Genomic DNA, 14,522 nt, shown 5'->3' with positions numbered 1-14,522 from the left:
TGGACATATTTACATAGATTTAGTCATAGCATGGTAATGCGGGTAGGAGGGAACGAATGGATATAGTGACCGCACAGGAAATGTACGAGAGAGATCAAGTCGCTATTCAAACGGTTGGAATATGCGGATCAATGTTGATGGAGAATGCTGGACGAGCGGTTTCTGATGATGTGGAGAAGAAACTATCGGCCGGACAGCAGATTATCGTGCTGATTGGAGGTGGCAATAACGGGGGAGACGGCTTTGTCATTGCCCGGACTTTGCGGAATAGAGGGTATCTTGTCCAGGCGTGGCAGGTCGTACCTGATGAGAAGATTAAGGGAGATGCACTTGCGCACAAGAAATTGTATCTCCATTCTGGATATCGGCTGAATAAAATGGAAGACTTACCTTCTCTTCGTCAATCCCTGCATCAAGCTGACGTCGTGATTGATGCCATTCTTGGAATTGGAGTGGACGGTCCGCTGCGCTCTCCATTAGATCAAGTCGTGTCCATTGTGAATGAAATTCCGGCATATACAATTTCGGCATATACAATTTCGGTTGACCTTCCAAGCGGCGTTCCCGCAGATGAGGGAGCAATAGAATTTGACGGGGTGTGTGCAGATTATACGTGCGTTATTGACACTCCCAAGATGAGCGCTTTTCTGGAATCGACAAGCCCTTATTACGGGGAGTGGACGACGGTAGAAATCGGCCTCCCAAACCACCTCGTTAAACGTACAGGCCGGCAATGGTGGGGGATGGAGGATGCGTTAAATACGTTTCCTGTTCGTGACCCTCACTCGCACAAAGGAAGTCACGGCAAAGGAATTGTAATTGGAGGATCCTGCTCTATGCCGGGATCAGTCGGTATGACAGCAAAGGCGGCGCTGCGAAGTGGGATTGGGCTGTTAACCATCGCTGCTCCAAAAAGCTCTATACCTATGCTTGCGCCGTACCTCCAAGAAGCTATGTTTCATCCTTTGCCAGAGGACGGAGGCTTTATCCGGGATTTTAAAAATGTGGACTGGTCTGCTTATAATGGAGCTGCAATTGGGATGGGAATGGGGCGTGATGAACGCTTGACCGTTCAAATGGATGAGCTTTTCACCCATGCTGAAGGTCCGCTGATTATAGATGCGGACGGCCTCTATCATATGAAGGAGAAGGCAGCCAAGTGCAGGGATTATCCTCATCCTGTTATTCTAACCCCTCATCCGGGTGAGTTTGCTTTTTTAACGGATCGGTCGATCGCAGAAGTGATGCAGTCTCCATTTTCAATCACCCGCAATTTTGCAAAAACAAACGGTGTATACGTTGTCCTTAAAGGTCCTTCTACCATTATCACAAGCCCCGACGGAGAGCAGAGAGTCGAAACTTCGGGCAACGAAGGATTGGCTAAAGGCGGAAGCGGTGATACGCTCTCAGGTATCCTGCTCGCTCTGGTTCTGCAGAGCAGCTCCGTACTGGACGCGCTGGCTAATGGCTGTATGGTTCACGGGAAGACGGCAGAACGTTTGACGATGACGACTCACTCCACGTTTGATTTATCAGCGACAGATCTTATAAACGGTTTATCTCAAACTTTTCGTACATTTTCTTCTTCCACGTAAATTACGTTCCCTTTGTCCTTCAGGATGAGACAAAGGAGTTGAAACTAAGATGAGACGTTTTCCAATCCTTTTCTTTGTGGCTATAGCACTTACGCTTGCTCTTTCAGCTTGCGGCGAGCAGTCGAAAGAGGATGTCGTACAAAAGCTTGAAGAGCAGGAAAGTGAAATGAAGGGGTATAAGACAGACGCCAGCATGACCATGAAAACAGGAAAAGAAGAACAGAAATACCATATTCAAATCTCCCACAAGAAAAAAGATTTCTACAAAGTGGAGCTTGAGAACGACCAGGATGAAAAAGGAAGTCAGATCATCTTGAAGAATGACAGTGGTGTTTTTGTGTTGACACCGGCCCTGAATAAGAGCTTTAAGTTTCAGAGTGACTGGCCGGAGAATACGAGTCAGCCTTACCTGTTTAATTCATTAATTAAAGACATTAAAGCAGATGCCGATACAGAATTTAACGCTACCGACAACCATTATGTTTTTAAAACGAAAACTAATTATCAGAACAACCAATCGCTCCCTTATCAAGAAATATATTTTGACAAGAAATCGTACACTCCTGTAATGGTGAAGGTGTTTGACCAGGATATGACCGCTCTGGTAGAGGTGCAATTCTCTAATTTTGCTGCTGATGACTCATTTAAAGAAGAAGATTTTGACGTCGACCAGAATATGGCGATGACCTCTTCTGACGTTCCTGTATCTGTCCCTGAAGAGAAGCTGGCTGGGTCAGAAGTACTTTATCCAGAGGAGACTCTTGGCGCAAGTCTATGGGACAAGCAGGAAGTGGATACGGAGAATGGTGAAAGAGTGATTATGACTTATAAGGGCGATAAGGACTTTACAATTATTCAAGAAACAGCTTCCGCTCAGCCTGCAAGTGCCAGAGAAACTGTGGAAGTCAACGGAGAACCTGTCCAGCTTTCAGGTGGATTAGTAGGGGCGCTTTCTGATCAAAAACTTGAATGGAGCGATGAATCTACGACTTACCACCTGGCGAGTACCGAATTAACTCAGGATGAAATGGTCGCTGTAGCTAACTCTATTCACAGCTACTCAGAGAAATAAGGCATCACCTCGGGCAGGCTTAACGGTCTGCTTTTGTTTTGGTCTTTCAGCATATCATTTTCTTCTGGTTTGTCCCTGATTTGACACACCACTTCCTCCGTTCAATAATAGAAAGATATAGAAAGAAAAGGAGTGCTGGTTGTGTCACAGGAGCCGTATTATCGAGATACGTGGGCAGAGATTAACCTGTCGAATATCGACTTTAATATAAAACAATTACGAAACCGATTAAAGGAAGAAACAGGGATTTACGCTGTGGTTAAAGCCAATGGTTATGGGCATGGTGACATTCAAATAGCGGAGCAGGCGCTGGAATCAGGAGCAGACCGGCTGGCCGTCAGCCTCTTAGATGAAGCAATTAAGCTGAGAAGGTCCGGGATTAACGCCCCGATCCTGGTTATGGGTTGGATTCGCCCGCAGGACGCCATAGCAGCTTCTGAGTATGACGTTGCGGTTACCGTTTTTCAGAAAGAGTGGCTGGAACAAATAGAGACGGAGAAACTGAAGAATCCTCTGAAGATTCATATGAAATGGGATACGGGAATGGGCCGTATTGGTATCCGAACCACAGATGAAATGGATGAGATTCTTCAAGAGATCAACAAGCATCCAGATTTCAAGCTGGACGCCATCTTTACTCATTTCGCTACTGCAGATGAAGAAGAGACCGCCTACTTCCTGAAACAGGAGCGGCGGCTGGATGAGCTTTTAAATCACCTGCAGAAAGTCTGGCCGGAGGACGTAGATATTCATTCGGGGAACAGTGCAGCCAGTATGCGTTTTCCGGAGCGGATGAAGCAGTTTATCCGCTTTGGCATCAGTATGTATGGTATGTATCCTTCAGGCGATGTGAAACGGGAGAAGCCGATCGAACTGAAGCCGGCTTTTTCGCTTCACAGCCATTTAATTCATGTGAAGAAAGTTCCGGCCGGGGAATCCCTCAGCTACGGAGCGACTTATACAACGAGTGAGGAAGAATGGATCGGAACGGTCCCTGTTGGTTATGCAGACGGATGGATTCGCAAGCTTCAAGGCTTTGAAATACTCGTTGACGGGAAAAAGCAGCCGATTGTCGGACGAATTTGTATGGATCAATTCATGATTCGGCTGGATCAGGAATATTCTATAGGAAGTACGGTTACATTAATTGGCAAGCAGAAGGAAGAAGAAGTGCATATGGACGATGTGGCTGAATACCTAGAAACGATAAACTATGAGATTCCGTGTACAATTAGTTACCGAGTTCCACGAATGTATGTGAAAAACGGGCATATTGTAGAAGTAGAGAATGCTGTATGATTTTTTTCTGAATTAAAGAATTCCTGCTAAAATCCTGCGTCACGCTGCATCTTTCACGAAAAAAACCGAAGACTCCTTTGCAATAGACACAAGCGAATGATAAGATTAAATTGGAATTTATACGACTGGTTTCTTTTTGGGTAAAAGATGGTGGAGGTGTATGGATGTGTCCGATAGCATGCGAGAGATTGTCATTCGGATTCCGAATAACCTACTAGTTGAATTGGATGGACAGGTTCAACTCGAAAACAGTGATCGGAGCGATTTTATGTGTAAAGCTACGAAAATGTATTTGCGTGAAGAAAAGCAGAGACACGTAAGAGAGTCAATGCGCAGAGGCTATATGGAAATGGCAAAAATTAATCTTAATATCGCTTCAGAAGCGTTTCAGGCCGAAGAGGAGGCGGATCACACCCTGGAGCAACTAGTGAGCGGGGTGTGAAGTCGGTGATAGTCAAACGAGGAGATGTTTATTTCGCTGATTTGTCCCCAGTTGTAGGATCAGAGCAGGGTGGAGTCCGCCCGGTGCTCATTCTTCAAAACGATATCGGGAATCGTTTCAGCCCCACAGTAATTATCGCCGCGATTACCGCGCAAATACAAAAAGCCAAACTACCTACACATGTCGAAATTGATGCCGAAAAATATGGTTTCGAACGAAATTCTGTTATTCTGTTGGAGCAAATCAGAACGATTGATAAACAGCGTTTGACCGACAAAATCACTCAACTGGATGAGCCTATGATGAAGCAGGTGAACGAAGCGCTGCAAATCAGTTTAGGGCTAATTGATTTTTAAAATAAAGCTGTCTGTTACAGGCAGCTTTATTTTTGTTTGCAGAAATGTATCATGCACTTCAACGAAGCCTCCCGTGCGGCACGGGCTTCTTACATATATTTCATAAACTTTAAAAACAGCAATAAGGTTGGCGTCTACTTAAAAAAAGTATAAAATAATGTTAATTAGTATATTTAGATCGGATTTTTTGATAACATTATTTTTATATAGCGATAGAACGTGAGATTCATTTTGAAATAGAGAGAGTTCACAGTTGAATGCGGAGGTATGGGTAATGGATCAGAAGTTAAAGGATATAGTAATTGAACACAGCGACGACATTGTGAAAATGTGGCTGGATGACGTAAATAAGAAGAAATCAAGTGACTACACAGCGGCTATATCTGACGAGCTGTTCGACAGCACGAACCGTGAATTTGTTAATGTTATTTTTTCAAGTATTGAGAAATTAGGTTTAGCTAACGATATTACCGAGTTCTCGGAGCGCCTCATTAACTTAGGATGGCCGCTGAGCTACTTAACAGATGGGATGCAGGTCTTCCGTCGTGTGACCTCTGAATATATATTGAGGCAGTCTGATCAGGTGGACTCGGACTATTTTGCGGAAGTCCTCCGTGAAGTAGATAGTTGGGTGGACCCGGTAATTAACAAGCTTGTCAATGAGTACTCTGGAAGCTGGGAAAATATTGTTTCTCTGCAGAGAGTTGCCCTGCAGGAATTATCCGCCCCATTAATCCCGGTGATGGATAATATAACGATCATGCCGTTGATCGGGACGATTGATACGGAAAGAGCAAAGCTGATTATGGAGAATCTGCTGGACGGTGTTATTAAGCACAATGCCGAAGTAGTACTGATTGATATTACCGGTGTGCCGGTAGTCGATACGATGGTGGCCCATCACATTATACAAGCTGCAGAAGCTGTGCGTTTAATCGGATCGCGCTGTATTTTAGTAGGAATCCGGCCGGAGATAGCTCAGACCATTGTTAACTTAGGAATAGATCTAAGTAAATTCCCGACTAAGAGCTCCCTTAGAAAAGGGTTCCAATCCGCACTTGAACTTACTAATCGCACTATTGAAGATGTCCAATCTAAAGATGAAGATATAGAAAAACTAATTGATTCTCTAAATAGGGAGTGATGGGAAGATGAGAATACCTATTTTAAAGCTTCATAACTATCTGTTGATCTCGATTCAAATTGATTTAGACGATCAGACAGCCATCCAGTTTCAAGAAGACCTGTTAAGCAAGATCCATGAAAGTGGAGCAACGGGTGTGGTCATTGATCTGACTTCTGTTGATATTATCGACTCTTTTATTGCTAAAGTACTCGGGGATGTAGTGACGATGTCTGACTTAATGGGAGCAAAGGTTGTCTTAACCGGGATCCAGCCAGCCGTTGCTATGACATTAATTGATTTAGGTATCCACATGCAGGATGTTCCAACTGCACTAGATCTAGAACAAGGGTTGATCAAACTTCGCCAGGAATTGGAGGAGTAATTATGGAATTCCAATCCTGTGTCAATATTAAAAAAGAATGGGATATTGTTGGAGCTCGTCAGCTCGGCCGGGATGTAGCAAGAAAAATTGGTTTTGGAACCGTAGATCAAGCCCGCATCGCGACCGCAATATCTGAATTAGCAAGAAACATTTATTTATATGCTGGGACAGGTAAAATTTGCTTTGAAGCCATTGATGATATTAATCAAAAAGGGCTCAGTATTGTAGCTATGGATGACGGCCCTGGTATTGAAGAGCTCAGCCAGGTGATGGAAGACGGATACTCCACTTCCGGAGGCCTGGGAGCAGGACTGCCAGGTGTACAAAGGCTTATGGATGAATTTGATATCCAGTCAAACCCCGGTCAGGGTACTGAAATTAAGGTTATCAAATGGCTCCGTTAAAGGAGGTTTAATATGAGTACGTTGAAAATTGATCTCGAAAATTACAAAGAATTAATGCGCCAATATATAGAAACAAAAGATGAACAAGCGCTCTATCAAGCGGAGCAGTTTAGTAAATATTCAATGCAGCAAAACATTTCTCCAGAAGAAATAATCAATGTTCATATCCAATCCTTAGAGGCTCTTTACCCGGAAATGCCTGAATATATTCAATCTTCTCTCGATTTTTTATTGGAAACGATGATTTCCTACGGGCTGGCCTACCAGGAATACCAGTCTTTAAGGGAAAAACAGCTAGAGTTGAAATCAGAAATTTCTGTAGCGGCCAATATGCAGAAGACTCTTCTAGCGACGGATAAACCACAAATCGACGGGCTGGAAGTGGGAGCCGTCAGCATCCCTGCCAAACAAATGAATGGTGATTACTATCACTTTGTTAAAGATGACAACGGTGCTCTTGGTGTGGCTGTGGCTGACGTTGTAGGTAAAGGTGTGCCTGCAGCGTTATGTATGTCTATGATCAAGTATTCCATGGATAGCTTTCCGGAGAACAGAATGGATCCTGATGTTATTTTAGGCAGCTTAAACCGGGTTGTGGAACGAAACGTTGACTCCAGTATGTTTATTACAATGTTCTACGGCTTATATAACATTAATAATCATACGTTCCGCTATTCCTCCGCAGGTCATGAACCAGGTTATTACTATGACAGCAGCCAGGATAAGTTTGAAGAAATAGACGCCTCTGGTTTAGTGCTCGGTGTATCTTCAGAAGCTACATATGAGCAGTGCACGAAGAAAGTAAATGTCGGCGATATGATCATTATGCTTACGGATGGCGTAACCGAGTGTCGTCAAGGCGACCGTTTTATTGAGGAGGATGAAGTTCTTGAAATTATTCAAAAGTACGCTCATCTGCCTGCTCAAGAAACCGTGGAGCAAGTTTACAAGCACTTTGAACGTTTACAGGATTTTCATTTAAGGGATGATTTTACATTAATCATTTTAAAAAGAAGGGTTTAACAAGGTTCTGTGAAGGGAATGCTCCCTCTACTGGGCTAATTTAAGGATTATTGGGAGGCTGAAGAAATGAACTTAACGATAGATGTTTCTAATAAAGATAAATTGACGACGGTATCGCTGGCAGGAGAAGTGGACGCCTTTACTGCTCCTAAGCTTAAAGAGACACTGCTGCCTTTAACAAAAGAAGACGGACAAACCATTGAAGTAGACCTTCAAGGGGTTAATTATATGGATTCAACGGGATTAGGTGTATTTATAAGCGCATTGAAATCTACAAAAGAACATGATACAAACCTGAAACTGATTCAGATGCAGGACCGTGTGCATCGTTTGTTCAAGATTACCGGTTTAACCGAGATTATGGATATTGACAATACTGTTCGAGGTGGAATGTAATCATGGAACCATTTGATTTTGTCGAGGTTAAAGTCCCTGCAAAAGCGGAATATGTGGGTGTCGTACGTCTGAGTACATCAGGTATTGCCAATCGAATGGGATTTGCATACGAAGAAATTGAAGATCTTAAGGTCGCAATTTCTGAAGCGATTACGAATGCTGTGAAGCACGCGTACAACGATTCAGGAGAAGGCGAAATTACGATCGGTTTTGGCGTGTATAAGGATCGCTTAGAAGTAATGGTTGCTGATCACGGCGGCAGCTTTAACTTAGGTGAAATCAAAGAAGACATTGGACCTTACCAGCACAAGGATGATATTGGCGAGCTGCGGGAAGGTGGTTTTGGTCTCTTCTTGATTGATGCATTAATGGATAAAGTCGAAATTAACAGTAAATATGGAGTTATTGTCCTAATGACAAAATACCTTCATGAAAATGGGGTGGGTCAAGATGGCGACCAGATCTCAACATCATAATGACGAAGTTTATGAGTGGATCGCATTTTTACAGGAAAATCCTCGTGATGAAGAAGTGCAGGAAAAAATTGTCCTCGTCTATAATGATTTAGTTGAATCCATTGCTAGAAAATATTCCAAAAACAGCACCATTCACGAAGATTTAGTCCAGGTAGGGATGCTTGGTCTGCTTGCAGCGATTCGAAGATATGACCCTTCTTTTGGTAAATCATTCGAATCGTTTGCTATCCCTACCATTATTGGTGAGATCAAACGCTTTATTCGTGATAAGACGTGGAGCGTTCACGTTCCGCGTCGAATAAAAGAACTCGGTCCGAAAATAAAAAAAGCAGCAGAGGATTTAACAAGCGAGCTTCAGCGCTCTCCTTCTGTTATCGAAATTGCTGATTATCTTGAAGTTTCAGAGGAAGATGTTCTTGAAACGATGGAAATGGGCAAAAGCTATAAAGCTCTGTCAGTCGATCGGAAAATTGAAGCAGATTCAGATGGAAGTACGGTGACCATTCTGGACTTGATCGGTAATCCGGAAGGCGGATATGATCAAATCGATCAAAAAATGCTTCTTCAAAAAGTACTGCCGATATTAAGTGAGCGTGAGCAGGAAATTCTGCAGTGCACTTATTTTGAGAATTTGAGTCAAAAGGATACAGGTGAACGCCTGGGGATTTCACAAATGCACGTTTCCCGCCTTCAACGTCGAGCCCTTCGAAAACTTAAAGAAGCTTTACAAGCTGAGTCAATCGAGGCATTCTAATGGACGACGAGCTGTCAAGAGTAGCTATTTCCATCTATCAGAAGGCGAAAAAAGGGAATTATTATTGTGGAGATAGTTATTATTATAAAGAGACGGAAAATGAATTTGTCTGTGCGTTAGCTGATGGGCTGGGAAGCGGAGAACCAGCAATGGATTCTTCTCAGGCGGTCATGGATATCATCGAGAAATATCCCGAACTTCCTATTGAATCGATCATAAAAAAATGCAACGAAGCTCTGCTCGGTAAACGCGGAGTAGTGCTAGGCATACTTAAAATCGATTTTAACCAAAACACATATTCATACTCTTCTATAGGAAATATAGGTGTAATTACCATCGATCAAGATGGTCACCGGAGCCGAAACATTCCTTTAGCAGGTTACTTGGCTGGTTATCCACGAAAGCTCAGGGTGAGCAGAGGTAAGGCCGGGGAAGGGATGGTCTTTATGATGTTTTCGGATGGCGTTCAGGACCGCAGGTTATCAGCGAAGCATACGTCTACGCGTAATGTTAAGTTCATTACAGAACAATATAAGCAGCTTTATGGGGAGAATCGTGATGATGATACGACGTTAATCGCCATGAAGTATAAATAAAAGGGGCCTTATTCTGAAATTCAGATATAGGGTCCCTTATTAATGGGAATACATTTGATACAATAGATAGGTGAACTATCGTGAGGAGGCTTTTGAATTGAGTGAGAAACAAAACTTAACCGAAATCGTAGCAAAACAGACAGGTCTTGCTGCCAAACCGATTGAACAAGTTATTGAACTTCTGGGGGAAGGGAATACGGTTCCCTTTATAGCACGTTATCGAAAAGAACTGACAGGCGGACTGGATGAAGTGCAGATTAAAGCCATTGAGGATCAATGGAATTATGCGCAGAACCTGGCGCAGCGGAAAGAAGAAGTGATCCGCCTCATCGAAGAACAGGACAAGCTGACCGATGAGCTGAAGCAGGAAATTGAACAGGCTGATAAGCTTCAAAAAGTAGAAGACCTTTATCGTCCATATAAACAAAAGAGACGCACAAGAGCGACAGCAGCTAAAGAAAAAGGATTAGAACCGTTAGCCCGGCTTCTTTGGAAGCAGGACGAATTCAATTTTAATGAAAAAGCAAAAGAATTTATATCTGAGGAGCACGAGCTTCATACCATTGAAGATGTCAGGGCAGGAGTCAATGATATTGCAGCAGAGTGGATTTCAGACGATCCAAAGTACAGAGAGAGCATTCGGCAGCAGACTTCCCGTTCAGGTACCATCGAATCCAAAGGAAAGAAAACGGAGGAAGATGAAAAAGGGATCTTTGAAATGTATTACGAATACCAGGAGCCTGTACGGGCTATTGCCTCTCACCGGGTTTTAGCCTTAAATCGTGGGGAGAAAGAGGGAATATTAAAAGTAGCTGTCCATCCTCCTGAAGAGAAAATAGTGAAATATCTCGAGGATCAAGTCATTAAGCGTTCAGCTAACCACGAGCATCGCGAGTTGTTACAGGAAGCGATTGCGGATAGTTACAAACGTCTGATCCAGCCTTCCGTGGAACGGGAAATACGGAATTCGTTGTCCGAAACAGCAGAAGAGAAAGCGATTGAAGTCTTCTCTAGTAATTTAAAGAGCTTACTGCTTCAGCCCCCTCTTAAAGGGAAGGTTGTACTTGGCGTTGACCCAGCATATCGCACGGGATGCAAACTTGCTGTCATTGATGAAACCGGGAAAGTGCTTGAGATCTCCGTGATTTATCCGACACCGCCAAAGAGTGACATAAAAGGGTCGGAGCAAAGAATTCTCGAATATTTTAATAGCTATCCGATCGAACTCATCGCAATTGGAAATGGAACAGCTTCAAGGGAAACAGAACAGTTTATAGCGAATATGATCCAGACGCAGTCGTTAAATGCTGGCTACATGATTGTGAATGAAGCCGGCGCAAGTGTGTATTCAGCTTCGAAGCTTGCACGTGAAGAATTTCCGGACTTAAAGGTCGAAGAGAGAAGTGCAGTCTCAATCGCACGACGTGTTCAGGATCCGCTCGCAGAACTAGTGAAAATTGATCCAAAATCAATCGGCGTAGGTCAGTACCAGCACGACGTAGGTCAGAAGAAGCTGAACGAATCGTTGACATTTGTCGTAGAAACCGCTGTAAACCAAGTAGGTGTGAATGTGAACACGGCCTCGCCATCATTACTGCAATATGTATCCGGTTTAAGTAAATCCGTAGCAAATAACGTCTTGAAAAAACGAGAAGAGCTCGGAAAATTCACAAACCGCAGGCAGCTCAAAGACATTCCCCGCCTCGGAGCTAAAACGTTCGAACAAAGTATTGGATTTTTACGCGTACTTGAAGGAGAAGAACCACTCGATAAAACATCTGTACACCCAGAGAGCTATCGAGCAGCGAAGTCACTGCTGAAAATGGTGAATGCGTCACCGCAGGAGATCGGAACCGATGAAGTAAGCGAACAGCTTGGCCGGCTTGAACCAGTATCAACTGCCGCCGAGCTCGAGATCGGAGAACCAACGTTAAAGGACATTGTCAAAGCATTAAGAGAACCAGGAAGGGATCCACGAGACGACCTGCCTAAACCATTGTTAAAAACGAATGTCTTGTCAATGGAAGATTTAGAACAGGGGATGGAGCTTGAAGGAACGGTTCGCAATGTAGTGGACTTTGGGGTATTTGTTGATATTGGAGTGAAACAGGACGGGTTAGTTCATATCTCCAAGCTATCCAACAAATTTGTAAAGCATCCGATGGACGTAGTATCCGTAGGTGATGTTGTCACCGTTTGGGTCGATACTGTAGACATAAAGAAACAGCGTATTGCTTTAACGATGTTAAATAAGTAAACCAAAGATAACCTGGGGAGCTCATCTTCCGGGTTATTTTTCATATTTATGACGGTAGAAATACCAGCATTGATTCAGCATTTTAATCTGGTATTTATCCTTGTTGAAAAAGGCGTCCGCCATTTGCTTCTGTAACCAGCGGGGCACAGAAATCTCCTCCCTTTTGAAATAAAGAATGAACCCATTTATAATAAAGTATGCAAAAAAGGGAGAGGTGTGCCACATTGAATAAAACAGATATCGATTTACAGCATTGGACAGACCATGTGTCCCGTCGTTACTTTGGCAAACCGTATACCGATGAAGTCGTTTTTAATGCAAGACTGCGTACGACGGGAGGCCGGTACATACCGTCAAAACGTGTCATTGAATTAAATCCCAGGTACTTAGACGAATTAGGAAAAGCTGAATTTGAAGGCATTATTAAACACGAGCTCTGTCATTACCACCTTCATATTGAAGGGAAGGGATATAAACACGGGGATCGTACATTTAAGGAACTGCTTAAAAAAACAGGCTCTCCGAGACACTGCAAGCCGCTTCCTTCGGTAAAACAAAAATACTACCATTATCAATGCTCTAAATGTAGTCAGAACTATATGCGGAAGAGAAGAATGAACCTTTCACGCTATGTGTGTGGAAAATGTAAAGGAAGGTTAAAAAAACTTCACTAAATCCATTGACGAAAAAACGCCTCCGTGTTAAATTAAATAAGCCCTGAAGAAAGGGCGTTCGAATTCTTGAGACAAGCAATTCTGTTCCAAAAACTATAGACGAAAAATATTGACATTCAATGGTGATTGTTATAATATATAAAACGTCGCTGACATTACTTACATAAATTCTTCAATTGAATTTATCCGGCATTATTCCACAGTAGCTCAGTGGTAGAGCAATCGGCTGTTAACCGATCGGTCGTAGGTTCGAATCCTACCTGTGGAGCCATTACGGAGAAGTACTCAAGTGGCTGAAGAGGCGCCCCTGCTAAGGGTGTAGGTCGCGCAAGCGGCGCGAGGGTTCAAATCCCTCCTTCTCCGCCATTTTTTATTTGTCTAAAATGGCCCGTTGGTCAAGTGGTTAAGACACCGCCCTTTCACGGCGGTATCACGGGTTCGAATCCCGTACGGGTCACTTTATTCCCATTACATATTTGGGGTCCGGTAGTTCAGTTGGTTAGAATGCCTGCCTGTCACGCAGGAGGTCGCGGGTTCGAGTCCCGTCCGGACCGCCATTTTCAGTTGGGCTATAGCCAAGCGGTAAGGCAACGGTTTTTGGTACCGTCATGCGCTGGTTCGAATCCAGCTAGCCCAGCCATTTTCTTTTGAAAAAAACATTGACTTTTCTTTTTAAAAATTATATGATGTTTCTTGTGCTTAAAACGCACAATGATCATTTCTTTTCTTTAAGAGCCATTAGCTCAGCTGGTAGAGCATCTGACTTTTAATCAGAGGGTCGGAGGTTCGAGCCCTCCATGGCTCACCACTTTTTTTGCGGGTGTGGTGGAATTGGCAGACACGCTAGATTTAGGATCTAGTGCTTCACGGCGTGGGGGTTCAAGTCCCTCCACCCGCACTTTAGTAAGTCAGCATTGCTGCTTACCCATATTTATCAATTAGCGGTCGTGGCGGAATCGGCAGACGCGCTAGGTTGAGGGCCTAGTGGGGGCAACCCCGTGGAGGTTCAAGTCCTCTCGGCCGCACTAAGGTTTTATAAAAAAAGTTATTGCATCACAAGCTGAAACGTGATATATTAGATATTGTCGCTTCAAAAGGCGCCCGTAGCTCAATTGGATAGAGCGTCTGACTACGGATCAGAAGGTTAGGGGTTCGACTCCTCTCGGGCGCGCCAATACTTACGGGAAGTAGCTCAGCTTGGTAGAGCACTTGGTTTGGGACCAAGGGGTCGCAGGTTCGAATCCTGTCTTCCCGACCATGGATGCTCATTAACTAGGTGACTATCAATCTTAGATCAACTATTTTACATTAAGCTTAGAGATAAAGGCATAAATGAACAAAGCTAATGAAACTTTATAAATGCGGGTGTAGTTTAGTGGTAAAACCTCAGCCTTCCAAGCTGATGATGAGGGTTCGATTCCCTTCACCCGCTCCATTAAATCTTTTTACTACCATTGGGGCCTGTAGCTCAGTTGGTTAGAGCGCACGCCTGATAAGCGTGAGGTCGGTGGTTCAAGTCCACTCAGGCCCACCATTAAGTCAATTTGATCTTTGAAAACTGAACGAACCAACCAGTACGTCAACATCTTCTTTCTATATAGAAGGAAGTAAAACAAGCACATTCGGTGTGCAGAGCTAAAGGATCTTCAACTAAGTTCGCAACGTCCTGT

Annotated in this window: 16 protein-coding genes and 12 tRNA genes; 27 read left to right on the top strand and 1 reads right to left on the bottom strand. The window is 43.6% G+C overall.

Annotated elements, in window-relative coordinates:
- Window positions 1-56 precede the first annotated feature (56 nt).
- From LF822_RS20160 to LF822_RS20095, 14 genes are all read left to right on the top strand, one after another.
- Window positions 57-1,595 carry an NAD(P)H-hydrate dehydratase gene (locus LF822_RS20160; RefSeq protein ID WP_253925895.1) on the top strand — a complete coding sequence of 513 codons (1,539 nt, stop codon included), beginning with the start codon at window positions 57-59 and terminating at the stop codon, window positions 1,593-1,595.
- Window positions 1,596-1,644: 49 nt separating this feature from the next.
- The gene (locus tag LF822_RS20155) at window positions 1,645-2,667 is read left to right on the top strand and encodes a LolA family protein (RefSeq protein WP_253925894.1); all 1,023 of its coding nucleotides are present in this window, start codon (window positions 1,645-1,647) and stop codon (window positions 2,665-2,667) included.
- Window positions 2,668-2,808: 141 nt separating this feature from the next.
- Complete coding sequence (gene alr, locus LF822_RS20150) at window positions 2,809-3,966, top strand: alanine racemase (RefSeq protein WP_253925893.1); 1,158 nt, start codon at window positions 2,809-2,811, stop codon at window positions 3,964-3,966.
- 160 nt (window positions 3,967-4,126) lie between these two features.
- Entirely contained in the window at window positions 4,127-4,408 is a 282-nt protein-coding gene (locus tag LF822_RS20145; RefSeq protein WP_253925892.1) for a CopG family ribbon-helix-helix protein, read from the top strand.
- Between the two features lie 5 nt (window positions 4,409-4,413).
- Entirely contained in the window at window positions 4,414-4,764 is a 351-nt protein-coding gene (locus LF822_RS20140; RefSeq protein ID WP_253925891.1) for a type II toxin-antitoxin system PemK/MazF family toxin, read from the top strand.
- 274 nt (window positions 4,765-5,038) lie between these two features.
- Window positions 5,039-5,908 carry an RsbT co-antagonist protein RsbRA gene (locus tag LF822_RS20135; RefSeq protein ID WP_253925890.1) on the top strand — a complete coding sequence of 290 codons (870 nt, stop codon included), beginning with the start codon at window positions 5,039-5,041 and terminating at the stop codon, window positions 5,906-5,908.
- A 7-nt stretch (window positions 5,909-5,915) separates the two neighbouring features.
- Window positions 5,916-6,272: an STAS domain-containing protein gene (locus tag LF822_RS20130; RefSeq protein WP_089654561.1), complete on the top strand. Its 357-nt coding sequence runs from the start codon at window positions 5,916-5,918 to the stop codon at window positions 6,270-6,272.
- A 2-nt stretch (window positions 6,273-6,274) separates the two neighbouring features.
- Window positions 6,275-6,676, top strand: coding sequence for an anti-sigma regulatory factor (locus LF822_RS20125; protein WP_253925889.1), 402 nt, complete (start codon window positions 6,275-6,277; stop codon window positions 6,674-6,676).
- Window positions 6,677-6,688: 12 nt separating this feature from the next.
- Window positions 6,689-7,699, top strand: a complete 1,011-nt coding sequence (locus tag LF822_RS20120; RefSeq protein WP_253925888.1) for a PP2C family protein-serine/threonine phosphatase — start codon at window positions 6,689-6,691, stop codon at window positions 7,697-7,699.
- A 66-nt stretch (window positions 7,700-7,765) separates the two neighbouring features.
- The gene (locus LF822_RS20115; RefSeq protein ID WP_253925887.1) at window positions 7,766-8,095 is read left to right on the top strand and encodes an STAS domain-containing protein; all 330 of its coding nucleotides are present in this window, start codon (window positions 7,766-7,768) and stop codon (window positions 8,093-8,095) included.
- 2 nt (window positions 8,096-8,097) lie between these two features.
- Window positions 8,098-8,571 carry an anti-sigma B factor RsbW gene (rsbW, locus tag LF822_RS20110; RefSeq protein WP_253925886.1) on the top strand — a complete coding sequence of 158 codons (474 nt, stop codon included), beginning with the start codon at window positions 8,098-8,100 and terminating at the stop codon, window positions 8,569-8,571.
- Window positions 8,546-9,325, top strand: coding sequence for an RNA polymerase sigma factor SigB (gene sigB, locus LF822_RS20105; RefSeq protein ID WP_253925885.1), 780 nt, complete (start codon window positions 8,546-8,548; stop codon window positions 9,323-9,325). Before rsbW ends, sigB begins: the two co-directional genes overlap by 26 nt.
- Window positions 9,325-9,921 (top strand): SpoIIE family protein phosphatase, encoded by a 597-nt coding sequence (locus LF822_RS20100; protein WP_253925884.1) that lies wholly within the window; start codon window positions 9,325-9,327, stop codon window positions 9,919-9,921. Before sigB ends, LF822_RS20100 begins: the two co-directional genes overlap by 1 nt.
- Window positions 9,922-10,018: 97 nt before the next feature.
- The gene (locus LF822_RS20095) at window positions 10,019-12,178 is read left to right on the top strand and encodes a Tex family protein (RefSeq protein ID WP_253925883.1); all 2,160 of its coding nucleotides are present in this window, start codon (window positions 10,019-10,021) and stop codon (window positions 12,176-12,178) included.
- 33 nt (window positions 12,179-12,211) lie between these two features.
- Here LF822_RS20095 and cmpA read toward each other — a convergent pair whose 3' ends face one another.
- On the bottom strand, window positions 12,212-12,325 hold the full coding sequence (gene cmpA / locus LF822_RS20090) for a cortex morphogenetic protein CmpA (protein ID WP_253925882.1): 114 nt from the start codon (window positions 12,323-12,325) through the stop codon (window positions 12,212-12,214).
- A gap of 77 nt (window positions 12,326-12,402) precedes the next feature.
- Between cmpA and LF822_RS20085 the strand changes: the two genes are divergently transcribed.
- The 13 genes from LF822_RS20085 (at window position 12,403) to LF822_RS20025 (ending at window position 14,386) form a co-directional block, all read left to right on the top strand.
- On the top strand, window positions 12,403-12,852 hold the full coding sequence (locus tag LF822_RS20085) for a SprT family protein (RefSeq protein ID WP_253925881.1): 450 nt from the start codon (window positions 12,403-12,405) through the stop codon (window positions 12,850-12,852).
- A gap of 196 nt (window positions 12,853-13,048) precedes the next feature.
- Window positions 13,049-13,123 (top strand) — tRNA-Asn (locus LF822_RS20080).
- Between the two features lie 4 nt (window positions 13,124-13,127).
- A tRNA-Ser gene (locus LF822_RS20075) sits at window positions 13,128-13,218 on the top strand.
- 19 nt (window positions 13,219-13,237) lie between these two features.
- Window positions 13,238-13,309, top strand: a tRNA-Glu gene (locus LF822_RS20070).
- 23 nt (window positions 13,310-13,332) lie between these two features.
- A tRNA-Asp gene (locus LF822_RS20065) sits at window positions 13,333-13,409 on the top strand.
- A gap of 8 nt (window positions 13,410-13,417) precedes the next feature.
- Window positions 13,418-13,492 (top strand) — tRNA-Gln (locus LF822_RS20060).
- A 92-nt stretch (window positions 13,493-13,584) separates the two neighbouring features.
- Window positions 13,585-13,660 (top strand) — tRNA-Lys (locus tag LF822_RS20055).
- A gap of 8 nt (window positions 13,661-13,668) precedes the next feature.
- Window positions 13,669-13,750, top strand: a tRNA-Leu gene (locus LF822_RS20050).
- Between the two features lie 43 nt (window positions 13,751-13,793).
- Window positions 13,794-13,877, top strand: a tRNA-Leu gene (locus tag LF822_RS20045).
- A gap of 72 nt (window positions 13,878-13,949) precedes the next feature.
- Window positions 13,950-14,026 (top strand) — tRNA-Arg (locus LF822_RS20040).
- A 7-nt stretch (window positions 14,027-14,033) separates the two neighbouring features.
- Window positions 14,034-14,110: transfer RNA gene (locus LF822_RS20035), tRNA-Pro, on the top strand.
- Window positions 14,111-14,213: 103 nt separating this feature from the next.
- A tRNA-Gly gene (locus LF822_RS20030) sits at window positions 14,214-14,287 on the top strand.
- Window positions 14,288-14,309: 22 nt separating this feature from the next.
- A tRNA-Ile gene (locus LF822_RS20025) sits at window positions 14,310-14,386 on the top strand.
- Window positions 14,387-14,522: the final 136 nt, after the last annotated feature.

Source organism: Halobacillus sp. A5 (assembly GCF_024189315.1).
In the GTDB taxonomy this organism is placed as follows: Bacteria; Bacillota; Bacilli; order Bacillales; family Halobacillaceae; genus Halobacillus_A.
This window is presented reverse-complemented; position numbering and strand designations above follow the sequence as displayed.